At 55.1% G+C, this 22,469-nt stretch carries 21 protein-coding genes; 5 read left to right on the top strand and 16 right to left on the bottom strand.

Annotation, left to right across the window (positions count from 1 at the left end):
* Positions 1–42: 42 nt before the first annotated feature.
* The 3 genes from rcsF (at position 43) to proS (ending at position 2,982) form a co-directional block, all read left to right on the top strand.
* The gene (rcsF, locus tag ACMGGH_RS09720; protein WP_008501883.1) at positions 43–447 is read left to right on the top strand and encodes an Rcs stress response system protein RcsF; all 405 of its coding nucleotides are present in this window, start codon (positions 43–45) and stop codon (positions 445–447) included.
* Positions 444–1,151, top strand: coding sequence for a tRNA (N6-threonylcarbamoyladenosine(37)-N6)-methyltransferase TrmO (tsaA, locus tag ACMGGH_RS09715; RefSeq protein WP_232948582.1), 708 nt, complete (start codon positions 444–446; stop codon positions 1,149–1,151). Before rcsF ends, tsaA begins: the two co-directional genes overlap by 4 nt.
* A gap of 112 nt (positions 1,152–1,263) precedes the next feature.
* The gene (gene proS / locus ACMGGH_RS09710) at positions 1,264–2,982 is read left to right on the top strand and encodes a proline--tRNA ligase (protein ID WP_420299115.1); all 1,719 of its coding nucleotides are present in this window, start codon (positions 1,264–1,266) and stop codon (positions 2,980–2,982) included.
* A gap of 47 nt (positions 2,983–3,029) precedes the next feature.
* On the opposite strand, the gene nlpE is transcribed toward proS, so the two are convergent.
* From nlpE to ACMGGH_RS09695, 3 genes are read right to left on the bottom strand one after another with little or no spacing between them, the layout of a single operon-like run.
* A complete protein-coding gene (gene nlpE / locus ACMGGH_RS09705) occupies positions 3,030–3,728 on the bottom strand; it encodes an envelope stress response activation lipoprotein NlpE (RefSeq protein WP_048960338.1) in 699 nt (232 codons plus the stop codon).
* A gap of 34 nt (positions 3,729–3,762) precedes the next feature.
* The gene (arfB, locus tag ACMGGH_RS09700) at positions 3,763–4,185 is read right to left on the bottom strand and encodes an alternative ribosome rescue aminoacyl-tRNA hydrolase ArfB (protein ID WP_028015595.1); all 423 of its coding nucleotides are present in this window, start codon (positions 4,183–4,185) and stop codon (positions 3,763–3,765) included.
* Positions 4,182–4,727: a YaeQ family protein gene (locus ACMGGH_RS09695; RefSeq protein ID WP_232948583.1), complete on the bottom strand. Its 546-nt coding sequence runs from the start codon at positions 4,725–4,727 to the stop codon at positions 4,182–4,184. The genes arfB and ACMGGH_RS09695 overlap by 4 nt, the downstream gene beginning before the upstream one ends.
* A 196-nt stretch (positions 4,728–4,923) precedes the next feature.
* Between ACMGGH_RS09695 and ACMGGH_RS09690 the strand changes: the two genes are divergently transcribed.
* Positions 4,924–5,124 carry a YaeP family protein gene (locus ACMGGH_RS09690; RefSeq protein WP_008501889.1) on the top strand — a complete coding sequence of 67 codons (201 nt, stop codon included), beginning with the start codon at positions 4,924–4,926 and terminating at the stop codon, positions 5,122–5,124.
* Positions 5,111–5,371 (top strand): Rho-binding antiterminator, encoded by a 261-nt coding sequence (gene rof / locus ACMGGH_RS09685; protein ID WP_028015593.1) that lies wholly within the window; start codon positions 5,111–5,113, stop codon positions 5,369–5,371. The genes ACMGGH_RS09690 and rof overlap by 14 nt, the downstream gene beginning before the upstream one ends.
* A 28-nt stretch (positions 5,372–5,399) precedes the next feature.
* Here the strand turns inward: rof and tilS are convergent, their stop codons facing one another.
* From tilS to rseP, 13 genes are all read right to left on the bottom strand, one after another.
* A complete protein-coding gene (tilS, locus tag ACMGGH_RS09680) occupies positions 5,400–6,689 on the bottom strand; it encodes a tRNA lysidine(34) synthetase TilS (RefSeq protein ID WP_232948584.1) in 1,290 nt (429 codons plus the stop codon).
* A 58-nt stretch (positions 6,690–6,747) separates the two neighbouring features.
* A complete protein-coding gene (locus ACMGGH_RS09675) occupies positions 6,748–7,137 on the bottom strand; it encodes a VOC family protein (protein ID WP_028015591.1) in 390 nt (129 codons plus the stop codon).
* A gap of 65 nt (positions 7,138–7,202) precedes the next feature.
* Entirely contained in the window at positions 7,203–9,335 is a 2,133-nt protein-coding gene (locus tag ACMGGH_RS09670; protein WP_028015590.1) for a lysine decarboxylase LdcC, read from the bottom strand.
* Positions 9,336–9,435: 100 nt separating this feature from the next.
* The gene (gene accA, locus ACMGGH_RS09665) at positions 9,436–10,395 is read right to left on the bottom strand and encodes an acetyl-CoA carboxylase carboxyl transferase subunit alpha (RefSeq protein WP_013095666.1); all 960 of its coding nucleotides are present in this window, start codon (positions 10,393–10,395) and stop codon (positions 9,436–9,438) included.
* 12 nt (positions 10,396–10,407) lie between these two features.
* Positions 10,408–13,890: a DNA polymerase III subunit alpha gene (gene dnaE / locus ACMGGH_RS09660; protein WP_232948585.1), complete on the bottom strand. Its 3,483-nt coding sequence runs from the start codon at positions 13,888–13,890 to the stop codon at positions 10,408–10,410.
* 38 nt (positions 13,891–13,928) lie between these two features.
* A complete protein-coding gene (gene rnhB / locus ACMGGH_RS09655; RefSeq protein ID WP_049137787.1) occupies positions 13,929–14,525 on the bottom strand; it encodes a ribonuclease HII in 597 nt (198 codons plus the stop codon).
* Positions 14,522–15,670, bottom strand: coding sequence for a lipid-A-disaccharide synthase (gene lpxB / locus ACMGGH_RS09650; protein WP_049137786.1), 1,149 nt, complete (start codon positions 15,668–15,670; stop codon positions 14,522–14,524). The genes rnhB and lpxB overlap by 4 nt, the downstream gene beginning before the upstream one ends.
* Complete coding sequence (gene lpxA / locus ACMGGH_RS09645) at positions 15,670–16,458, bottom strand: acyl-ACP--UDP-N-acetylglucosamine O-acyltransferase (RefSeq protein ID WP_041911189.1); 789 nt, start codon at positions 16,456–16,458, stop codon at positions 15,670–15,672. The genes lpxB and lpxA overlap by 1 nt, the downstream gene beginning before the upstream one ends.
* Positions 16,459–16,461: 3 nt before the next feature.
* Complete coding sequence (gene fabZ, locus ACMGGH_RS09640; protein WP_010426706.1) at positions 16,462–16,917, bottom strand: 3-hydroxyacyl-ACP dehydratase FabZ; 456 nt, start codon at positions 16,915–16,917, stop codon at positions 16,462–16,464.
* 102 nt (positions 16,918–17,019) lie between these two features.
* On the bottom strand, positions 17,020–18,045 hold the full coding sequence (lpxD, locus tag ACMGGH_RS09635; RefSeq protein ID WP_041911190.1) for a UDP-3-O-(3-hydroxymyristoyl)glucosamine N-acyltransferase: 1,026 nt from the start codon (positions 18,043–18,045) through the stop codon (positions 17,020–17,022).
* A gap of 3 nt (positions 18,046–18,048) precedes the next feature.
* Positions 18,049–18,543, bottom strand: a complete 495-nt coding sequence (skp, locus tag ACMGGH_RS09630) for a molecular chaperone Skp (protein ID WP_014882635.1) — start codon at positions 18,541–18,543, stop codon at positions 18,049–18,051.
* A gap of 122 nt (positions 18,544–18,665) precedes the next feature.
* Entirely contained in the window at positions 18,666–21,083 is a 2,418-nt protein-coding gene (gene bamA, locus ACMGGH_RS09625) for an outer membrane protein assembly factor BamA (protein WP_028015584.1), read from the bottom strand.
* 31 nt (positions 21,084–21,114) lie between these two features.
* A complete protein-coding gene (rseP, locus tag ACMGGH_RS09620) occupies positions 21,115–22,467 on the bottom strand; it encodes a sigma E protease regulator RseP (protein ID WP_041911192.1) in 1,353 nt (450 codons plus the stop codon).
* Positions 22,468–22,469: the final 2 nt, after the last annotated feature.

The following is a 22,469-nucleotide window of genomic DNA, read 5'->3' as shown; positions in this document are numbered from 1 at the left end:
GATTCAATATCTGACGTTTTGATTATCCATTGAGGAATTATTATGCGTGCTTTACCGATCTGTCTTTTAGCACTCATGCTGAGCGGCTGTTCTATGCTAAGCAGATCTCCTGTTGAACCCGTTCAAAGCACGGCAACCCCGCCAAAAACAGAGCCTGCAAAACCGAAAGTGGTTCGCCCTGCGCCGGTTCGCATTATCACCAAGGCTGACGAACTGGTCGGCAAACCGTTCCGTGAACTGGGTGAAGTGAGCGGTGAATCCTGTCAGGCAACCAATCAGGACTCTCCACCGAATATCCCGACTGCGCGTAAACGCATGCAGATTAACGCCGCAAAAATGAAAGCTAACGCGGTCCTGCTGCACAGCTGCGAAGTCACCAGCGGCACGCCGGGCTGCTACCGTCAGGCGGTTTGCATCGGTTCTGCGCTGAACATTACGGCGAAATGAGTGCATTTCAGTTTGAGCAAATAGGCGTTATCCGCTCTCCGTATAAAGAGAAGTTCGCCGTGCCCCGCCAGCCCGGTCTGGTCACCAGCGGCAGCGGCGAGCTTCATCTTCAGGCACCTTATAACCAGGCCGATGCGGTACGCGGGCTTGAGTCTTTCAGTCACTTATGGGTGGTATTTGTTTTTCACCAGACAATGGAAGGCGGCTGGCGTCCCACCGTGCGTCCCCCGCGCCTGGGCGGAAATGCGAGAATGGGCGTGTTTGCGACTCGTTCGACCTTCCGCCCCAATCCGATCGGGATGTCGCTGGTTGAACTGAAAGGCATACGTTGCCAGAAGGATCAGGTCATCCTTGAGCTGGGCAGCCTGGACCTGGTTGACGGCACGCCGGTTATCGACATTAAACCCTATTTGCCTTTCGCCGAATCCCTCCCGGATGCGCGCGCAAGCTACGCTCAGGACGCACCGCAGGCGGATATGCCAGTCTCGTTTACGCCTGAGATAGCCTTACAGCTGAGTCAGCTGGAGAAACGCTATCCTCGCTTACGGCATTTCATCACTGAAGTTCTGGCACAGGACCCCCGTCCGGCCTACCGTAAAGAAGAGGAAGCAGGAAAGACGTACGCCGTCTGGCTGCTGGATTTTAACGTGCGCTGGCGCGTCACTGGGGCAGGTTTCGAAGTGTTTGCCCTTGAACCCAGGTAATTTTGTTCTCCTCTCTTTTGGCATCTTTGCCACACTGGTAAACTAAACCACTTTTTTTGTGTCAGGCTGGCGTTTCAGCCTGTTCCAATCGTCGAAATGGAACCGTAACAACATGCGTACTAGCCAATATCTGCTCTCCACTCTGAAGGAGACACCTGCCGACGCCGAAGTAATCAGCCATCAGCTGATGCTGCGCGCCGGGATGATCCGCAAGCTGGCCTCCGGGTTATACACCTGGCTGCCGACCGGCGTGCGCGTCCTGAAAAAAGTCGAAAACATCGTGCGTGAAGAGATGAACAACGCCGGTGCTATCGAGGTGTCCATGCCCGTGGTTCAGCCCGCTGACCTGTGGCAGGAGAGCGGTCGTTGGGAGCAATATGGCCCAGAACTGCTGCGCTTCGTCGATCGCGGCGAGCGTCCATTCGTTCTCGGTCCAACGCATGAAGAAGTCATTACCGATCTGATTCGTAATGAGCTGAGCTCTTACAAACAGCTGCCGCTGAACTTCTTCCAGATCCAGACCAAGTTCCGTGACGAAGTGCGCCCACGTTTCGGCGTGATGCGCTCTCGCGAATTCCTGATGAAAGATGCCTACTCTTTCCATACGTCACAGGAATCGCTGCAAGAGACCTACGACAAAATGTACGAGGCTTACAGCAAAATCTTCTCCCGCATGGGTCTGGATTTCCGCGCTGTGCAGGCTGATACCGGCTCCATCGGCGGTAGCGCGTCCCATGAGTTCCAGGTTCTGGCGCAGAGCGGTGAAGACGATGTGATCTTCTCTGACTCTTCAGACTACGCGGCGAACATCGAATTTGCAGAAGCGCTGGCGCCAAAAGAACCTCGCGGCGCGGCAACGCAAGAGATGACGCTGTTTGATACGCCAAATGCGAAAACCATCGCCGAGCTGGTTGAGCAGTTCAGTCTGCCAGTCGAAAAAACCGTGAAAACGCTGCTGGTGAAATCCACCGAAGGCAGCGCTTACCCGCTGGTTGCCCTGCTGGTGCGTGGCGATCATGAACTGAACGAAGTGAAAGCCGAAAAGCTGCCGCAGGTCGCCAGCCCGCTGACGTTCGCCACGGAAGCGGAAATCCGCGCCGTCGTGAATGCTGGCCCAGGCTCTCTCGGTCCGGTGAATATGCCGGTTCCTGTCGTTATTGACCGCACGGTTGCTGCAATGAGCGACTTCTCCGCGGGTGCTAACATCGACGGTAAACATTACTTCGGCATCAACTGGGATCGCGACGTAGCGACGCCAGAAGTGGCAGACATCCGTAACGTGGTTGCAGGCGACCCAAGCCCGGACGGCCAGGGTACGCTGATGATCAAGCGCGGTATCGAAGTGGGCCACATCTTCCAGCTGGGTGATAAATACTCGCGCGCGCTGAACGCCGCCGTTCAGGGTGAAGATGGCCGTAACCAGATCCTGACCATGGGCTGCTACGGTATCGGGGTAACGCGCGTGGTGGCTGCGGCCATCGAGCAGAACTACGACGAGCGCGGCATCGTCTGGCCGGACAACATCGCGCCGTTCCAGGTGGCCATTCTGCCAATGAACATGCACAAGTCTTACCGCGTGCAGGAGCTGGCCGAGAAGCTGTACGCCGAGCTGCGCGCTCAGGGTATCGAAGTGCTGATGGATGACCGTAAAGAGCGTCCGGGCGTGATGTTTGCCGATATGGAACTGATCGGTATCCCGCACACCGTCGTCATCGGCGACCGTAACCTCGACAGCGATGAGATTGAATACAAATACCGTCGCAGCGGCGAAAAACAGATGATCAAGACCAGCGATATTCTTGATTACCTGGTGAAAGCCATCAAAGGCTAAACAAAAAACCCCGCTCTGGCGGGGTTTTTTAATGGCTCAACGTCAATTTATTTACTGTTACAGTCTTTACCTGCGACAAACTTCGCGTCTTTATCTGCCACCAGCGTTTTCACCATCTCCCCGCTATCCGGGTTTGGCTCCAGCGTAAAGTGGCCATCAACCGTCAGCAATACCGGCTTGCTGTCATTGCCGCGCGCCACGGCGTAATCACGTTCAAGCTGCGCATTGTTTGCCACGCTGACTTTCTTACCGGTAGCGCAGTCGGTAAAGATCGCCGCATCCGCCATATAGAAATACATCCCCCGCATCGCCATTGGCGTGGCTGGCAGCGCCGCTTTCACCGGCGTCAGCGTGTAGTTGAGCTGGGATTCAATCGGATTGCCTTCCCGGTCGAGCATTTCCATGTTCTCACCTTTAGGGCGGAACCAGGTTTTGTCACCGGAGGTATCCGTCAGGACCAGCTTCTCCGCCGTACGCGCCCATGTCCCGTAGGTGGCAAATGAAGAGGGTTCTTTCGCGCCCTGGTAGCGCTGGTTCATCACCCAGGTACCGTCTTTTTGCAGGAACAGTGACGTTTCAATGCCTTCGCAGTCCGCGCAAGGCAATACGCCGCGCCAGCTCTGCTGCATTGGCTTTAACTCTTCATTCTGCGCTGGCTGCAAAACCTGCGTTTCTGAACGGTTGTTACACCCGAAAAGCGCAAACAATGTACTCACTGCCAGCGCTGAAAATAATGCTTTTTTCACAATGAATTCCTTATGAAAATTGTGTTCCCTTTCGTCACTCCATCGGGCGACGAACTTTACCGCGTAATGCTTTCACTGTGGATTTTTGGGCTTTCGAGGACAGCCGACGCTCTTTCGATGCGCGGGTTGGACGCGTTGCCCGGCGGCTTTTTTGTACTGCCGTTAACTCTTTGATGACCGCCACCAGCCTGGCTAGCGCCGCTTCCCGGTTTAATTCCTGGCTGCGGTACTCCTGGGCTTTGATCACAATCACGCCATCGCTGGTGATCAAGTGATGGCTGGCGGCAAGCAGACTTTCTTTATAATACTCTGGCAGGCTTGAGGCCCGAATGTCAAAACGCAAATGGATAGCCGTCGACGCCTTGTTGACGTGCTGCCCGCCCGCGCCCTGAGCACGGATGGCGGCGATCTCCAGCTCGCTATCAGGGATACTGACGCTTCGGGACAAGACGATCATGGCGCAGGCTGCCAGGCTGTCAGATGAATTTCCAGATTATTCTGAGAATCAGAAAGCCAGATGGCTCCGTCCTGAATCGTTGCCTGCAGCGTCATCGTCCGGCTGGCGAACTCGCTCAGCTGCGCCAGCTGCTCGTCATCCAGATACCAGACGGTGAGGTTTTTAAACTGCGCGCATTTATTCTTATTTTGCTGCCACCAAATCTCCGCCGCGCGCTGGTTATAGGCGAATAACGCCACTTCCGCAGACTGAGTACACGCCTTTTTAATCCTGCGCTCGTCCGGCAGACCGAGTTCAATCCATAAATCGATCCCCAGATGGTCGTTGCGCAGCCAGGCTTCAGGCTCGTCTTCCGCGCTCAACCCACGGGTAAACTGCAGACGTTCATCAGCATACTTAATCCACGCCAGCAGGCGCAGCATCATACGCTCCTGTGTTTCGGAGGGGTGGCGTGCCAGCGTAAGCGACGCGTCCAGAAACTGGTTGCGATCAAGATCGGCCACGTTGACCACTGCTTTATAAATTGTCGCTTTCAGCGCCATGAGAGAACTCCATTCGAATCAGCCGCACATTGTAGCGAAAACGGAGGCAAAAGGCTGTTACGGAGTAATAAATACACCGCTATCAAGGCGCTGATATTGCTTAAATGAGTATGGTATAGTCACCTTGCTAAACCGAGTTTATCTTCGTAGGCTTAATGATATCTCACAGTAAGTCAGTGCGCTGGCGGGAGGGGATGTGAATAATTATTGTGAGTTAATTCGCAAACGGTATGCGGAAATCGCCAGCGGAGATCTGGGGTATGTCCCGGACGCGTTGGGCTGTGTATTGAAGGTGCTTAATGAAGTGGCCTCTGATGAGAGCCTTTCAGAGTCGGTCAGGGAAAAAGCAGCGTATGCTGCGGCGAATTTACTGGTGAGCGATTATGTCGATGAATGATACTTATCAACCCATCAATTGTGATGACTATGACAACCTCGAACTCGCCTGCCAGCATCATTTAATACTGACGCTGGAGCTAAAAGATGGCGAAGTGTTGAAGGCGAAGGCCAGCGATCTGCTTTCTCGCAAGAATGTGGAATACCTGGTCGTGGAAGATGCCGGTGCGACGCGCGAGCTGCGTCTGGACAAAATAGCCAGCTTCAGCCATCCGCAAATCGGCACCGTCGTGGTGAGCGAATCCTGATGACATTAACGGGCAGCCGGGCTGCCCGTTACGCTTTCCGCCACTCAAAGCTGGCACCCTCTTCTGTCCACCCCTCTTCCGTGATGAACACCCCTGCAGCAGCAATCAACGTTTCACCGTAGAACAGCAGCGGCGTGGTGTCGCGCAGCCACGGCGGCACGTTGTACTCCTGCCATATCTTTTTCAGCTTCCGTCCCCCGTTGCGTCCGACGATATGCAGCAAGCCGCCAGCCTTAAAGCGCACGCTGACGGGTTCTCCGGGCTTTGGCAGACGCACATGACCAGTCGGCATCAGAGAGACACTCCCCGCGTCCCGGGGCAATATCAGCGGTGCCTCTGGTGAGGTCCAGTGAAGCACCACATCGGTCAGCGAGGGGGAGTATTTTACCCACCAGAGTTTGCCTTTATAGCGTCTGACCTCATATCCACTCAGGTGTACGCAGGGGGAAGCATCTTCCCGCGCCTGCGCGACTTCGTCCCAGATACGGCTCAGCATTGCCCGCGACGGCATCGCAGCATGATGAGTGGCGAGCCAGCGACGTAACAGCGCGGCCCGACGCGCCGGGCTTATCGCCTCCAGAGGCGCAATTGCCAGCGCTCCGTCTTCTGAAATGAGGTCAGACAGATCCTCGCTGAGTAACTCATCCAGCAGGCTTTCCTGTTCGGCACACAGCATGGCGCTTCTTGCCGTCGCGTCGGCGAAATGCGGCCAGCGCTCGCTTAAAAGCGTGAGGACGCGCAGACGCAGGAAGTTACGATCGTAGCTGTCGTCCTGGTTGCTCTCATCTTCGATCCAGCTCAGCTGATGTTCCCGCGCCCAGGCTTCCAGCGACGCGCGGGTCTCGCCAAGCAACGGACGCAATAATTGCGTTCCGGCAAAATCAGAACGTGCCGGCATGGCGGAAAGCCCCGCGGGTCCGCTGCCCCGCTTAAGTGCCAGCAAAAAGGTTTCGCACTGATCGTCCAGATGCTGCGCCGTGACCAACGCTTCGCCGGGCAGCAATACGCCGGCAAAAGCGGTATAGCGGGCTTTACGCGCCTGCGCCTCAATACCCAATCCTTCATCAGCAAGCGTGACGCGCTCAACGATGAGCGGGATAGCCCACGCCTCACACAAGGCTTCACAGTGCGCCACCCACTCCTCTGCATGACGGCTTAGTCCGTGATGGATATGTATAGCCCGAAGCTGGACGCCAGGGTCCCGGTCGCGCCAGAGCTTAAGGCGATGTAGCAACACGGTGGAATCCAGGCCACCGCTAAACCCCACCAGCAGCTGGCGGTACGGTGAAACGGCTTGTGCGATAGCAGGTAAGGTCATAGGAAATTACACATAAAAAATGCCCGAACTGAGCGGGCATTATCACACAGGACAAACATTACTGCTGGTAAAGCTCCAGCGGCAGGCCGTCCGGGTCGTTGAAAAAGGTGAAACGCTTATCGGTAAACGGATCGACGCGAATCGCCTCGCACGTCACGCCGTGCGCTTCCAGGTGTTTTACTGCGCTATCAAGGTCATCAACGCTGAAAGCCAGATGACGCAGGCCGCAGGCTTCCGGGCGGGACGGACGCGAAGGCGGGAAAGGAAAAGAGAACAGCTCAATCACATACTGCCCGTTTAGCGCGAGATCGCCCTTCCAGGAGTCACGCTCCTCGCGGTAGGCCTCGCTCATGAGCGTAAAGCCAAGAATGTCGCAGTAGAAGGCCTTACTTTTCGCGTAATCGGTGGCGATGATCGCAATATGGTGAACCGCTTTTAAACCCAGCATAGCTTCTCCTTTTTATGATGCCTGAACGTTACAACCGAAAACCCACACCTGGCAAGCGGTCACCTTTATTTTAGGACTCGCACCCAGTACACGCCGTTTTCATCGCGTTTCGCGCCGTGGATATCCGTTTCAAAGCCTGGATAGTGACGTCCTACCGAACAGAGCATCAGCAGAAAATCGAGCACCGCCCGGCTCTCCTCGGTGATCATCTCACCCGGCATCAGCAGCGGCACGCCCGGCGGATACGGCAGGATCATGTTGGCCGATACCCGCCCGACCAGATTTTCCAGTTCAACGGTTTCGACTTCGCCTTTCACCTGCCGCTGCCAGGCCTTGTGCGGCGTCAGCTTCATATCAGGCAGGACGTCAAACGCCTGGAGCATCAGGCGCGGCAGATCGTGCTGGCGGATCAGTCGGTGGATCCCCTGGGCCAGATCCTGAATGCGCATGTTGCGGTAAAAGTCAGGATCTTCCGCGTAGAGATCCGGCAGCATGTTCTTCACCCGCAGGTTGAGATCATAGGCGCGCTTGAACTCCATCAGCCCGCGGAGCAACCCCATCGCCCGTGTTTTATCGATCCCGATGCTGAACAGGAACAGCAGATTGTAAGGACCGGTTTTTTCCACCACCACGCCGCGCTCGTCAAGGAACTTCGCTACCAGTGCAGCAGGGATCCCCTCCTCGCCCATCACGCCCTGTTCGTCCATGCCCGGCGTCAGGATCGTCACCTTAACAGGATCGAGAAACATGTGGTCCGCATCGGCATCCCGGAAGCCGTGCCAGCTCTCTCCCGGCGCGACGGGCCAGCACTCCGCCTCGTCGATCTCTTCCGGCTGCCAGATATCGAAGAACCAGCCGTCGGCCTCATCCTTCAGCCGCTGGACCTCTTTACGGAAATGCAGCGCCCGTTCCACCGAGCGGTTAATCAGGCGTTTACCCGGATTGCCGCGCAGCATCGCCGCCGCCGTCTCGATAGAGGCCACCAGCGGATAGCTCGGTGAGGTGGTGGTGTGCATCATAAAGGCTTCATTAAACGTATCCTCGTCGTACTCGCCTTTAATATGGATTAACGAAGCCTGCGAAAACGCGGCCAGCATTTTGTGCGTCGACTGCGTTTCGAAAAAGACCTTGCCCGGCACGCGCTCGCCGCTCATCCCGCTTTTGCCCGAGTAAATCGGGTGGAAGTTGGTATATGGCACCCACGCGGAATCGAAGTGGATCGACGGTACGTCCAGCGTCTGCTTGATCCAGTTCGTGTTATACAGCAGACCGTCATAAGTGGAGTTGGTGATTACCGCGTGGACAGGCCAGCTTGCGTCGGGGATTGCCGCAACCTTACTTTCGATGGCCTGGTGCGTGAACTCCCGGCGCGGAATGCCGCCGAGGATACCGAGCGCGTTACGCGTGGGTGACAGCCAGATCGGGACGACGTCGCTCATCATCAGCAGGTGCGCCAGCGATTTATGGCAGTTACGGTCAATCAGCAACGTGCTTCCGGTTGGCGCGGCGTACATCCCGACGATTTTGTTCGAGGTCGAGGTGCCGTTGGTCACCATATAGCTCTGCTCGGCGCCAAAGGTGCGGGCGATATACTCTTCGGCTTCCAGATGCGGGCCGGTGTGATCCAGCAGAGAACCCAGTTCTGTCACTGAAATCGACACGTCTGCTTTCAGGGTGTTGCCGCCGAAGAAATCATAGAACAGGCACCCCACCGGGCTTTTTTGATAGGCCGTTCCGGCCATGTGTCCCGGCGTACAGAAGGTGTATTTCCCCTCTTTCACATAGGTGAACAGCGCGCGCGTAAACGGCGGCGTGATGTTATCCAGGTATTCACCGGTGTACTGCTGAATGCGGGTCGCAATGTCCTCGGCCACGCCGAGCGAGTATTCGAAGAACCACAGCGCCATGCGCATATCGTGCGCGCTGACGTCCATGGTCGAGTGAGTGTTGATAAAGGCGTAGAGCGGAAGGTATTCATTCAGCCTGTTGATCTCGCTGCACAGCTCCATGTCGTATTCGTCCCAGTCGAATATCACGCCACAGATGCGCGGATTATGTTCGATGAATTTCAGCAGATCGGCGCTGTTTTGCGGCCAGATTAGCTGATATCCGCGCGCTTTAAGAGCTTGCTCCAGCTCTTTGATGGGCTCGTCTTTATAAAAGACGCCGTGTGGCCCCATGATGGCGATGATGTTCATGGTTTACCTCCTTGAAAAACATCAGATAAGCATAGTTAAGGTAAACGGCAGGTATAAAAAAAGCCGCAACAATGTGCGGCTTTTCAGATAATTGTGAAGCTTACGCGTAACCGTAGGTCATCAGACGCTGGTAACGACGGTTGAGCAGGTCTTCTTTGCTCAGGACGTCCAGATCGGCCAGGTCGGCCAGCAGCTGTGCTTTCAGGGAAGCAGCCATCACTTCCGGCTTACGATGCGCGCCGCCCAGCGGTTCCGGGATAACGGTGTCGATCAACTTCAGCTCTTTCAGACGCGGCGCAATGATGCCCATCGCTTCAGCGGCCAGCGGCGCTTTGTCGGCGCTTTTCCACAGAATGGACGCACAGCCTTCCGGGGAGATAACGGAATAGGTGCTGTACTGCAGCATATTCACTTTATCGCCCACGCCAATCGCCAGCGCACCGCCAGAACCACCCTCACCGATAACGGTACAGATGACCGGAACCTTCAGGCGAGACATCTCGCGCAGGTTGCGTGCGATAGCTTCAGACTGGCCGCGCTCTTCCGCGCCTACGCCTGGGTATGCACCCGGCGTGTCGATGAAGGTGATGATTGGCATATTGAAACGCTCAGCCATCTCCATCAGACGCAGGGCCTTACGGTAGCCTTCTGGTGCTGGCATACCGAAGTTACGACGGATCTTCTCTTTGGTTTCACGGCCTTTCTGGTGACCAATGATCATCACCGGGCGTCCGTCCAGACGCGCGATACCGCCAACGATAGCTTTATCGTCAGCGTATGCGCGGTCGCCTGCCAGTTCGTCAAATTCGTCAAACGCCAGGCGGACATAATCCAGGGTGTACGGACGCTGTGGATGACGCGCCAGCTGCGCGATCTGCCATGCGCCGAGATCGGCAAAGATTTTGCGCGTCAGCTCTACGCTTTTTTCGCGCAGACGATGCACTTCTTCGTCGATGTTAATATCCAGTTTTTCATCCTGACGGCTTACCGCTGTCAGAGAATCGATTTTCGCTTCCAGCTCAGCAATCGGCTGTTCGAAATCAAGGAAATTCAGACTCATAGTATTCCTGTATTAGTCAAACTCCAGTTCCACCTGCTCCGAACCAATGAGGCCACGGAGATCGTTCAGTAAACGATCGCTCGGAGAGACACGCCACGTTGCGCCAAAGCGCAACCGCGCACGTGCATCCGCCCTCTGATAGTAGAGATGTACTGGAATGGTCCCCGAGCGGTGGGGTTCCAGAGACTGACGGAGTCGGTTTAAAAGCTGGTCATCAATTTGCCTGTCCGTCAGCGAGATAGCAAGCCCGCGAGCATATTTTTCCCGGGCTTCGTCAATGTCCATCACTTCGCGGGCGGTCATTTTAAGCCCCCCGCTGAAGTCATCAAAGCTGACCTGTCCGCTGACGATAAGTATGCGGTCTTTTTCCAGCAATTGCTGGTATTTATCCAGCGCGTCGGTGAACAACATCACCTCCAGACGCCCGGAACGGTCATCCAGGGTACAGATGCCGATACGATTGCCGCGCTTGGTGACCATTACCCTTGCAGCAATCACGAGCCCCGCAGCCGTGGTGATTTTACCACGTTCTGTCGGATGCATGTCTTTAAGCCTGTGGCCGCCGACATAGCGCTCAATTTCTTTAAGATACTGGTTGATCGGGTGCCCCGTCAGGTACAGACCTAACGTTTCCCGCTCTCCATCCAGCACCACCTGTTCTGGCCACGGCTGGCAGTTGGAATAGGACTGCTCGATCTGCTCTGGCTCTTCCGCCAGCACGCCGAACATATCCGCCTGGCCAATAGCTTCCGCTTTTGCATGCTGATCGGCCGCCTTCAACGCATCGCCGAGCGAGTTCATCAGCGCGGCGCGGTGCGGCCCCAGCCTGTCAAACGCACCGGACATGATCAGTTTTTCCAGCACGCGGCGGTTCAGTTTTTTGGTATCGGTACGGGCGCACAGATCGAACAGCTCACGGAAGTAGCCGCCGTTATTACGCGCTTCGATGATCGCCTCGATCGGCCCCTCACCCACGCCTTTGATCGCGCCGATCCCGTAGACGATCTCCCCGTCATCGTTAACGTGGAAATGGTACAGACCCGAGTTAATATCCGGCGGCAGGATCTTCAGCCCCATGCGCCAGCACTCGTCCACCAGGCCAACCACCTTCTCGGTGTTGTCCATATCGGCGGTCATTACCGCCGCCATAAACTCAGCGGGATAGTGGGCCTTGAGCCACAGCGTTTGATACGAAACCAAAGCATAGGCGGCGGAGTGAGATTTGTTAAATCCGTACCCGGCGAATTTCTCCACCAGGTCGAAGATTTTCATCGCCAGTTCGCCATCGACGCCGTTTTTCTTCGCCCCATCTTCAAAGATGGAGCGCTGCTTGGCCATCTCTTCCGGCTTTTTCTTACCCATCGCACGACGCAGCATGTCCGCGCCGCCAAGGGTATAGCCGGAAAGTACCTGGGCGATCTGCATGACCTGTTCCTGATACAGGATGATGCCGTAGGTCGGCTCCAGCACAGGCTTCAAGCTTTCATGCTGCCACTGCACGTCCGGGTAGGAAATCTCTTCGCGCCCGTGTTTACGGTCGATAAAGTTATCCACCATCCCTGACTGCAGCGGGCCCGGACGGAACAGGGCCACCAGCGCGATCATATCTTCGAAGCAGTCGGGCTGCAGGCGTTTAATCAGATCTTTCATGCCGCGGGATTCAAGCTGGAAGACGGCTGTCGTCTCCGAGCGCTGCAGCATGTCGAAACTTTTCTTGTCATCCAGCGGGATGGCCGCGATATCCAGCGGCGGCTCGCCGTTCTTCTCGCGGCGGGCGTTGATCATCTCCAGCGCCCAGTTGATGATGGTCAACGTACGCAGGCCGAGGAAGTCGAACTTCACCAGCCCGGCGTATTCCACGTCGTTTTTATCGAACTGGGTGACCGGGTGCTGGCCCGCTTCGTCGCAGTAGAGCGGCGCAAAGTCGGTGATTTTGGTCGGGGCGATAACCACGCCCCCCGCATGCTTACCGGCGTTACGCGTCACGCCTTCAAGCTTACGCGCCATGTCGATCAGCGCTTTTACCTCTTCATCAGCTTCGTAGATTTCCGGCAGTTGAGGTTCAGCTTCAAAGGCTTTTGCCAGCGTCATGCCCGGATCGGGCGGCACCAGCTTTGAAATACGATCGACAAAACCGTACGGATGACCCAGCACGCGGCCCACGTCGCGGATAACCGCTTTCGCCGCCATGGTACCGAAGGTAATGATCTGCGAAACCGCATCACGACCGTACATATCGGCCACGTGCTCAATCACCTGGTCGCGTTTTTCCATGCAGAAGTCGACGTCGAAGTCGGGCATGGAGACACGTTCCGGGTTAAGGAAACGTTCGAACAGCAGATCAAATTCCAGCGGATCGAGGTCGGTAATTTTCAGCGCATACGCCACCAGTGAGCCCGCACCCGAGCCACGGCCCGGACCTACCGGCACGCCGTTATCCTTCGACCACTGGATAAACTCCATTACGATCAGGAAGTAGCCCGGGAAGCCCATCTGGTTAATCACCTGGAGTTCAATATCCAGGCGTTCGTCATACTCCGGACGACGTTTTTTACGCTCTTCTTCATCCGGGAACAGGAATTCGAGACGCTCTTCCAGACCTTCTTTCGATTTCATGACCAGGAAATCTTCCGTGGTCATGTCCCCGGTCGGGAACTGCGGCAGGAAGTATTCGCCGAGGCGCACGGTCACGTTACAGCGCTTGGCAATCTCTACGCTGTTTTCCAGCGCTTCCGGAATGTCGGAGAAGAGCTCGCACATCTCCTCTTCGCTGCGCATATACTGCTGCGATGAGTAGTTTCGCGGACGCTTTGGATCGTCGAGGGTGAAGCCATCGTGGATAGCGACGCGAATTTCATGCGCGTCAAAATCGCCGGACTCCAGGAAACGCACGTCATTCGTTGCCACCACGGGCAAGCCGCGCTCTTCTGCCAGCGCGACAGCAGCGTGCAGATAGTTCTCTTCATCCTGGCGGCCGGTGCGAATCAGCTCCAGATAGTAACGATTCGGGAAGTACTCTTCATAGAACGAGACGCACTGATCCACCAGCGCGCTGTTACCGCGCAGCAGTGATTTACCGACATCGCCCATGCGGCCGCCGGAGATCAGCAGCAGCCCATCGTTCAGCTCAGCCAACCATTCCCTGTCAATCCACGGACCCAGAGCCCCATAACCGCGCTGATAGGCTTTTGAGATAAGCAGAGTGAGGTTTTGGTAACCCGTATTGTTCATCGCCAACACGGAGATTTGCGTCAGTTCATCGCCGATGAGATCGCTCTGCACATGGAAATCCGCACCGACGATAGGCTTCATCCCCGCGCCATGCGCCGTCCCGTAGAACTTCACCAGGCCGCACAGGTTGGTAAAATCGGTGATCGCCAGCGCAGGCATGCCAAGCGAGGCCGCCTTTTTTACCAGCGGCCCGGTCTTTGCCAGCCCATCGATCATGGAGTAGTCGCTATGCACCCGCAGGTGTACGAAACGTGGTTCAGCCATCTTCAGATCCCGCGTTACTTAATTGCTTGCGTCTTGATTCAGGACACCAGTCCCAGCGCGCGCTTCACCGGGCCAAAGCTGCGCCGATGATGTTCAGTTGCGCCATGTTCAGCCAGCTTTTCCAGATGGAAAGCCGTTGGATATCCCTTATGCTGGGCGAAACCATACGCGGGATAAGTGAGGTCCAGCGCGGCCATTTCGGCGTCGCGCGTCACTTTGGCAATGATTGACGCCGCGCTGATTTCTGCGACGCGGCTATCGCCTTTAACGACGGCCATCGAAGGCATCGGCAGCGCAGGGCAACGGTTACCGTCGATCAGCACATATTCAGGCACAACCTTCAGGCCAGCAACGGCTCGCTGCATTGCCAGCATCGTGGCGTGCAGAATATTCAGATCGTCGATTTCATTCGGCTCTGCGCGCCCTACGCTCCACGCCAGCGCCTTCTCTTTAATTTCATCGAACAGCGCCAGACGGCGCTTCTCACTGAGTTTTTTTGAGTCGTTCAGACCCATAATCGGGCGCGTTGGATCGAGGATCACCGCCGCGGTCACCACGGCACCGACCAACGGGCCGCGCCCGACTTCATCCACTCCGGCAACGAGGTGCGTGTGGGGATAAATAAATTCCATCATTTTGCTAACTCCAGCACTGCATCAGCCGCCTGCTCATCAGCATTACAGCGGATCTGCTGATGCAGTTCACGGAAAGTATCGTGCATCTGGTGGCTGGTCTTGCCGTTGGCCAGCAGCGGCAGCAGGGCATCCGCAAGCGCCTGCGGCTGGCACTCATCCTGCAATAGCTCTTTAACCAGCTCGCGCCCGGCAAGCAGGTTTGGCAGGGAGACATAATCCGTTTTCACCAGACGTTTTGCCAGCCAGAAGGTAAACGGCTTCATGCGATAACCGACCACCATCGGGCACTTCGCCAGCATACACTCCAGCGCTGCCGTGCCGGAAGCCAGCAGTGCGGCATCGCTTGCATACATGGCTTCCCGCCCTTTCCCGTCGAGAAGACGAACGTGAAGATCCGGGGCAACGTCGGCTTTGATACGCTCAAACTGCTCGCGGCGTTTGGCATTCACCAGCGGCACGACCACTTCAAGATCGGGCCAGGTCTGGCGAAGAATCTGCGCGGTCTTCAGGAAATCAGCGCTCAGCATCTCGACCTCTGCGCCACGGCTGCCCGGCAGCAGCGCCAGACAGTGCACATCATGCGGGATGCCCAGCGCGTCGCGCGCCGCGTTTTTATCCGGGTCCAGCGGCATCGCATCCGCCATGGTATGACCGATAAAACGGCACGGAACATTAAATCTGTCATAAAACGCTTTTTCGAAAGGCAGGAAAGCCAGCACCAGGTTGGTGGACCGTCCGATTTTGAAAACGCGTTTCTGTCGCCACGCCCAGACGGACGGACTGACATAGTGAATGGTTTTGATGCCCTGCTTTTTCAGATTACCTTCGAGGGTAATGTTGAAATCAGGTGCATCAATACCGACAAACACATCGGGTTTGAGTTCGGTAAAGCGGCGGGTGAGATCGGCACGAATATGCAGCAGGCGTCGCAGGCGCCCCAGCACCTCGACGATGCCCATCACGGCCAGCTCTTCCATTTCATACCAGGCTTCACAGCCTTCGGCCTGCATCAGCGGGCCTGCCACGCCAACAAAGCGAGCATTGGGTACGCGCGCCTTAAGCGCCCGGATGAGACCTGCACCAAGAATATCGCCGGAGGTTTCTCCGGCGACCAGGGCTATCGTAAGCGGACGACTGTCGACCATTAACGAATCAGACCCCTCGTGGAACGGTCAAAGAATTCCATGAACGCGTTCACTTCAGGATGCTTATTCGCCAGCTCGGCAATTTCCGGCTTCGCCTCTTCCAGCGTTTTACCGCTACGGTACAGCAGCTTGTACGCGTTGCGGATCGCAGTAATCGCTTCGCGGCTAAAGCCACGACGCTTGAGGCCTTCGATGTTCACGCCAAACGGCGTGGCATGGTTGCCCTGCGCAATCACATACGGCGGGACGTCCTGCGCCACACCGGAGCATCCGCCGACCATCACGTGTGCACCAATGATGCAGAACTGATGGACTGCGGTCATGCCGCCAATAATTGCGAAGTCATCAACCGATACGTGTCCTGCCAGCGTTGCGTTGTTGGCAAGAATACAGCGATCGCCCACGGCACAGTCGTGCGCAATGTGCGCATTTACCATGAACAGGTTGTCGCTGCCCACCTTCGTCAACCCACCACCCTGCACTGTTCCACGATGAATGGTGACGCTTTCGCGAATACGGTTACGATCGCCAATTTCCAGACGGGTCGACTCACCAGCATATTTCAGATCCTGGTTAACTTCGCCGATGGAAGCGAACTGATAGATCTCGTTATTGCAGCCAATGGTCGTGTGACCATTCACGACAACGTGAGATTTCAGTACTGTACCCTCACCAATTTCGACATGGGGTCCAACAATACAGAACGGGCCAATGTGGACGTTTGCGCCAATAATGGCACCGGTTTCCACAATAGCGGTAGGATGAATAAAGGCGGATTTATCAATCACGTATCAGGACTCCCGGCTACGAGCACACATCATCGTCGCTTCGCAAACAACTTTGCCGTCAACCAGCGCTACGCCTTTGAAGCGAGTCAGGCCACGACGCGTTTTTTCAAAAGTGACTTCCATGATCATCTGATCACCAGGTACGACAGGGCGCTTAAAGCGCGCTTCATCAATACCTGCGAAGTAATACAGTTCACCCGGCTCCAGCTTACCGACGCTTTTAAACGCCAGAATACCGGTAGCCTGAGCCATCGCTTCCAGAATCAACACACCCGGGAAGATAGGCTTACCCGGGAAGTGTCCCTGGAAGAACGGCTCGTTCACGGAAACATTTTTCACTGCGCGCAGAAAACGACCTTCTTCAAAATCCAGCACACGGTCTACCAGCAAAAACGGGTAGCGGTGCGGCAGAAGTTCTAAAATCTCTTCAATATGCAGAGTATGAGTGTCAGTAGTCAAAATACTCTTCCTGTCAAAATGTACTGATAACAATAATAACACGGCCTGCCGGTTTATTAGAAAGCCGACAGGCCGGGAAAGATAGCGTTAAACGGGTGACGTTTAGTCTTGTTGATCGATCTTACGCTCAAGAGACTTGAGTCGCTTGCTCATATCATCAATGTTCATCACCAGAGCTGCTGTTTTACGCCATACCTTGTTGGGTTGCAGCGGAATACCGGAGGAATAGACGCCAGGTTCAGTGATAGGACGCATTACCATACCCATACCCGTCACCGTCACCTTGTCGCATATTTCCATATGGCCATTAATCACGCTCGCGCCGCCAATCATGCAGTAACGACCAATTTTCAGGCTGCCCGCCATGATGACGCCCCCCGCAACCGCGGTATTGTCGCCAATCACAACGTTATGCGCAATCTGGCACTGGTTATCGATGATAACACCATTGCCAATGATCGTGTCGTCGAGTGCACCACGATCGATCGTGGTACAGGCCCCGATCTCCACGCGATCGCCAATAATAACGCGACCAAGCTGCGGGATTTTAACCCAGTTACCGCGATCGTTCGCGTAACCAAAGCCATCAGAACCAATCACGGTACTGGACTGGACGAGGCAATTTTCGCCGATTTCAACTTCATGATAAACGGACACATTGGCCCATAAACGGGTGCCAGCGCCGATTTTCGTATTTTTCCCAACGAAGCATCCGGGGCCAATGACGACGTTATCGCCCAGCTCAACGCCAGATTCAATAACCGCATTCGCGCCAACGGCCACGTTGTTACCCAGCTTAGCCGTCGGATCAATCGCTGCACTGGCAGCAATGTTCTGCGCCGGCTGCGGCGTGGTATCAAGAATTTGAGCCATGCGTGCATACGTCAGGTAGGGATTTTTCACTACCAGCGCGCTTCCAGTGGCAAAAGGAAGATCGTCCTGCGTCAGAACAACAGCTGACGCCTGGCATTGAGCCAGTTGTTCACGGTACTTAGGGCTTACCATGAAGGTAATCGTGCCAGCTTTAGCAGATTGCATGGACGCAACAGCGGTGATGACGATATCGCCATCACCGTGTAATTCTGCATCCAACTGCTGAGCTAAATCAGCCAGTCGAATTGAAGGCATTACTTATTTAACCTGTTTCAGAACATCAGCGGTGATGTCTTTAACATCGCTGCTGTTGAAAGCAACGGCGTTCGCATCAACAACCAGATCGATGCTCTGATCGGCAGCAACTGCTTTAACAGCAGTCTGAATGCGAGTCACCAGCTTGCCACGCTCTTCGTTAGAACGACGCTGACGATCCTGCTCGAAAGCCTGCGCTTTCTGGGAGAAGGTCTGGCGCTGAGCCATAACGTCTTTTTCCAGTTTGCTGCGATCGCTTGCTTTCATGGTAGAACCATCACGCTGCAGACGCTGCATTTTGGACTGAAGATCGCCTTCCATACGCTGCAGTTCGCTCGCACGGCCTTTGAATTCGTTTTCCAGAGTCGCAGAAACACCTGTTTTCTGAGCGACTTGCTGGAACAAATTACCCATGTTGACGATTGCGATTTTGTCTGCTGCCTGAGCAGAAGTTGCCATCGCTAAACCGAGACCTGCAGCTAATAACCACTTTTTCACAATTAACTCCTTACCATCCCATTGGCACCAGAAGGTACCGTTCTTTGCGTGGCAAGGCGACCGTTTTACCGATCGCCGGTTGTCAGCGCTACACTGCCAACGCATTCCATTGCAGCGGATTATTACCAGGTTTTACCAATGTTAAACTGGAATTGCTCCGCTTTGTCTCCATCGTATTTCTTAAACGGCTGGGCGTAGGAGAAGACCAACGGCCCCAGCGGTGACATCCATTGTAATGCGATACCGGCAGACATGCGAATATTGCCCGGATCGCTATAGTCTGGAACGCCAGCCGCGCGCATCTGGGCAGTATTCTCCCAGTTGGTATCCCACACCGTACCCGCATCCCAGAAGAAGGACGTACGTACGGAGTTCGCGTATTTATCACTGATAAATGGCGTTGGGGTGATGAACTCCAGGCTGGCCACGGCCATGGCGTTACCGCCTACCGCATCATCAGAGCTACATACTTGTTTTGGATCACGGCTTGCGCAGTTATCTTCATCATTACCGCCGTAATAAACCGCTTTCGGACCAATGTTGTTAGACTGGAAGCCACGCACGGTGCTTGAACCACCCGCGTAGAAGTTCTCATAGAACGGCAACTCTTTACTGCCGATACCGTCACCATAGCCCCAACGGGTACGACCCAGCACCACCCACTTGTGATCGTCATCAATCGGGAAGTAGGACGCGGTATCCAGCGTCACCTTGTAGAACTCGTTATCGGAACCAGGAATGGTCACCTTACCGTTCAGGTTAACGCGAGAGCCTTCCGTTGGGAAGAAACCGCGGTCAAGACGGTTGTAGGTCCAGCCATAGTTGAAGGTGAAGTCATCTGCAGCAAAACCGTTGTCATCGCTGGAGGTACTCGCCGACTGGCCGATGGAATCCAGATAACGCCACATCGCCACCTGCGGCTGCATGTTGGACAGGTCGTTATGCACGTAACCTAAGCCCGCTCGCAGGGTGTTGTATTCGTTAACCGGGAAGCCAAGCGTTCCGTCCACACCGTAACTTTTGTTGGTGTAGGAAGACAGATCTGCATCATCCGCTTTAAAGTCGTTATAGAAGATACGACCGCCCAGGCTCACACCGTCAACGGTGAAGTATGGGTTGGTAACGGAGAACTCAGAGTAGGTCTGGTAGTCGTTTTTGGTACCGTTAATACCAACAGAGTAACCCGTACCCAGCCAGTTATCCTGCTGGACGCCTACCTGGAAACTCACGCCGCTTTCCGTGCCGTAGCCCACGCCGAAGTTAAAGCTACCGGTGTTACGCTCTTTCACTTTATAAACGACATCAACCTGATCCGGGCTGCCCGGTACACGCTGAGTTTCAGTATCTACGGTTTCAAAATAGCCCAGACGGTTCAGACGCTCTTTACCCTGGTCGACCAGGTCGCTGCCCAGCCACGCCCCTTCCATCTGACGCATTTCACGACGCAGAACGGAGTCTTTAGAGGTGTCATTACCGACGAAGCGGATCTTACGCACGTAGAAACGGTTACCCGCATCAACGTTAACGTGCAGCTTAACGGTTTTATCCGCATCGTTGATTTCCGGCTGAGTTTGTACGCGCGGATAGGCATAACCATAGCGGCCGAGCAGCTTCTTAATGCTGTCTTCCATTTTGGTGACTTTGGATCCGCTGTACAGATCGCCCGGCTGAATTTTGGTCAGCGATTCGATCTCAGCAGAATGCCCCGCCAGGTTACCACTCACTTCAACACCAGAAAGCTTGTACTGATCGCCTTCAGTAATGTTAACCGTAATGTAGATACCTTTCTTGTCCGGAGTCAGACTGACCTGAGTCGAGTCGATGTTGAAGCGGGCATAACCGCGATCCAGATAGTAGCTGCGCAGGGTTTCAAGGTCGCCCGCCAGCTTCTGTTTCTGGTATTTACGATCGCCAACCACGTTCCACCACGGCACTTCATCGCGCAGCTGGAAGGTCGAGATCAGTTCGTCTGTGCTGAACGCGTGGTTACCCACGATGTTGATCTGCTGGATCTTCGCAGAAACACCTTCCTGGAAGACCAGCTTCAGGTCAACACGGTTACGCGGGAGCGGAGTGACAACCGCTTTCACGCTGGCGCTGTATTTACCGACGCTGTAGTAGAAGTCTTCCAGACCTTTTTCAATGTCTGAAAGGGTTGTGCGGTCCAGAGATTCACCCACACGAACACCCGATGCTTCAAGGTTTTGCTTGAGCATGTCATCTTTCACCGACTTGTTGCCGGAGAAAGTGATACTGGCGATCGTTGGACGTTCTTTTACCTGTACCAGCAGCGTATCACCATCGCGCAGGACGCGGACGTCCTCGAAGTTGCCGGTGGCAAACAGAGCACGGATGGTGTTACTGATATCTTCATCATTAACCGTATCGCCGGGGCGCACAGGCATACTGAGGAGGGCCGCACCAACGGCGACACGCTGAAGGCCTTCGAAATGAATATCTTTCACTACGAACCCGTCAGCACCGTATACGGTGGCGCTGCTAAACAGCAGCGACGCTATGAGCAACTTTTTCATCGCCATCGTTATTATGCGTTCTTCCTAACTAACTCTCTTACAACCGAGAGAAATCATTGAAAAGTGCAAGCCCCATTAACAGCACCAGCAAAATCGAGCCAATGCGATAACTAAAGTCTTGAACTCGCTCGGATACCGGCCCGCCTTTTAGCTTTTCAATCGCTAAAAACAGCAGATGACCCCCGTCTAAAACGGGAAGCGGGAACAGGTTGATAATCCCAAGGTTCACGCTAATAAGCGCGAGGAACATGAGATAGTAAATCACCCCGAACTCCGCTGACATCCCAGCCCCCTGAGCAATCGAGATTGGCCCACTGAGGTTGTTCAGTTTCACATCACCGGTTATCAATTTCCCCAACATGTTGACCGTCAGCTTCATCAGTTGCCATGTTTTATCCGTGGCTTCAAGAATGGCGCTGAACGGCCCATACTGGCGTATTGTCTTGTACTCATCTGGCAGCGGGATCACTTTTGGCACAACGCCTGCAAACCCTTCTGCCTTTTTGCCGACCGACTTCGTATCCGGGATCAGCGTCAGCGAAAGCGGACTGCCTTGCCTTTCAACTTCCAGCGCGAGGGACGTCCCCGGATTATCGCGCACCAGAGTAACAAAGGTCATCCACTCTGTTAATGGTTGACCATCGACTTTAACGATCCTGTCGCCAGCTTGCAAACCCGCTTTGCTCGCCGCCGAATTTGCCTGTACTTCGGCTAATACCGGCTCAATCTGCGCGCCGCGGGGACGAATGCCCAGCGCAGCGACGGGATCCTCTTTGTCTGGCTCGAAACGCCAGTGGCGTAAATCCAGTACTTTGTCCTGACGCGCGTCTGACCCAAACGGCGATACGCTGATAGTTGTCTGCGGATCGCCAATTTTGGCTACCAGCTGCAGTCGCACGGCATCCCAATCAGGGGTTTCGATGCCATCAATCGCTTTAAGTTCCATCCCGGAGGTAATTTGCGCACTCGCCGCGATGGAGTCAGGGGCAATATCCCCCACTACCGGACGCACGCCAGGGACGCCGATGATAAACACCAGCCAGTAAGCGAAAATCGCAAAGATGAAGTTGGCTACCGGTCCGGCAGCGATGATGGCGGCGCGTTGTCCAACGGTTTTGTTGTTAAACGCACTGTGTCGCAGTTCGGGAGCGACAGGCTCAACACGTTCGTCGAGCATTTTGACGTAGCCGCCAAGCGGGATAAGGGCGATGACAAATTCCGTGCCGTGACGGTCGGTGCGCGTCCAGAGTGATTTGCCAAAACCAATGGAGAATCGCTCTACCCGCACACCACAACGGCGAGCAACCCAGAAATGGCCAAATTCATGCACGGTAATCAGTACACCCAGTGCAACAATGAACGCCGCCAGATTCCAGAGAATGCTCAGCATAA

Origin of the sequence: Enterobacter sp. BNK-16 (assembly GCF_048684955.1) — a bacterium.
In the GTDB taxonomy this organism is placed as follows: Bacteria; Pseudomonadota; Gammaproteobacteria; order Enterobacterales; family Enterobacteriaceae; genus Enterobacter; species Enterobacter bugandensis.
This window is presented reverse-complemented; position numbering and strand designations above follow the sequence as displayed.

What these genes read in the sequence shown, in the direction of transcription:
- rcsF (WP_008501883.1), top strand. Translation starts at nt 43, where the DNA reads ATGCGTGCTTTACCGATCTGTCTTTTAGCACTCATGCTGAGCGGCTGT.
- tsaA (WP_232948582.1), top strand. Translation starts at nt 444, where the DNA reads ATGAGTGCATTTCAGTTTGAGCAAATAGGCGTTATCCGCTCTCCGTAT.
- proS (WP_420299115.1), top strand. Translation starts at nt 1,264, where the DNA reads ATGCGTACTAGCCAATATCTGCTCTCCACTCTGAAGGAGACACCTGCC.
- arfB (WP_028015595.1), bottom strand. Translation starts at nt 4,185, where the DNA reads ATGATCGTCTTGTCCCGAAGCGTCAGTATCCCTGATAGCGAGCTGGAG.
- ACMGGH_RS09695 (WP_232948583.1), bottom strand. Translation starts at nt 4,727, where the DNA reads ATGGCGCTGAAAGCGACAATTTATAAAGCAGTGGTCAACGTGGCCGAT.
- rof (WP_028015593.1), top strand. Translation starts at nt 5,111, where the DNA reads ATGTCGATGAATGATACTTATCAACCCATCAATTGTGATGACTATGAC.
- tilS (WP_232948584.1), bottom strand. Translation starts at nt 6,689, where the DNA reads ATGACCTTACCTGCTATCGCACAAGCCGTTTCACCGTACCGCCAGCTG.
- ACMGGH_RS09675 (WP_028015591.1), bottom strand. Translation starts at nt 7,137, where the DNA reads ATGCTGGGTTTAAAAGCGGTTCACCATATTGCGATCATCGCCACCGAT.
- ACMGGH_RS09670 (WP_028015590.1), bottom strand. Translation starts at nt 9,335, where the DNA reads ATGAACATCATCGCCATCATGGGGCCACACGGCGTCTTTTATAAAGAC.
- accA (WP_013095666.1), bottom strand. Translation starts at nt 10,395, where the DNA reads ATGAGTCTGAATTTCCTTGATTTCGAACAGCCGATTGCTGAGCTGGAA.
- dnaE (WP_232948585.1), bottom strand. Translation starts at nt 13,890, where the DNA reads ATGGCTGAACCACGTTTCGTACACCTGCGGGTGCATAGCGACTACTCC.
- rnhB (WP_049137787.1), bottom strand. Translation starts at nt 14,525, where the DNA reads ATGATGGAATTTATTTATCCCCACACGCACCTCGTTGCCGGAGTGGAT.
- lpxB (WP_049137786.1), bottom strand. Translation starts at nt 15,670, where the DNA reads ATGGTCGACAGTCGTCCGCTTACGATAGCCCTGGTCGCCGGAGAAACC.
- lpxD (WP_041911190.1), bottom strand. Translation starts at nt 18,045, where the DNA reads ATGCCTTCAATTCGACTGGCTGATTTAGCTCAGCAGTTGGATGCAGAA.
- bamA (WP_028015584.1), bottom strand. Translation starts at nt 21,083, where the DNA reads ATGGCGATGAAAAAGTTGCTCATAGCGTCGCTGCTGTTTAGCAGCGCC.
- rseP (WP_041911192.1), bottom strand. Translation starts at nt 22,467, where the DNA reads ATGCTGAGCATTCTCTGGAATCTGGCGGCGTTCATTGTTGCACTGGGT.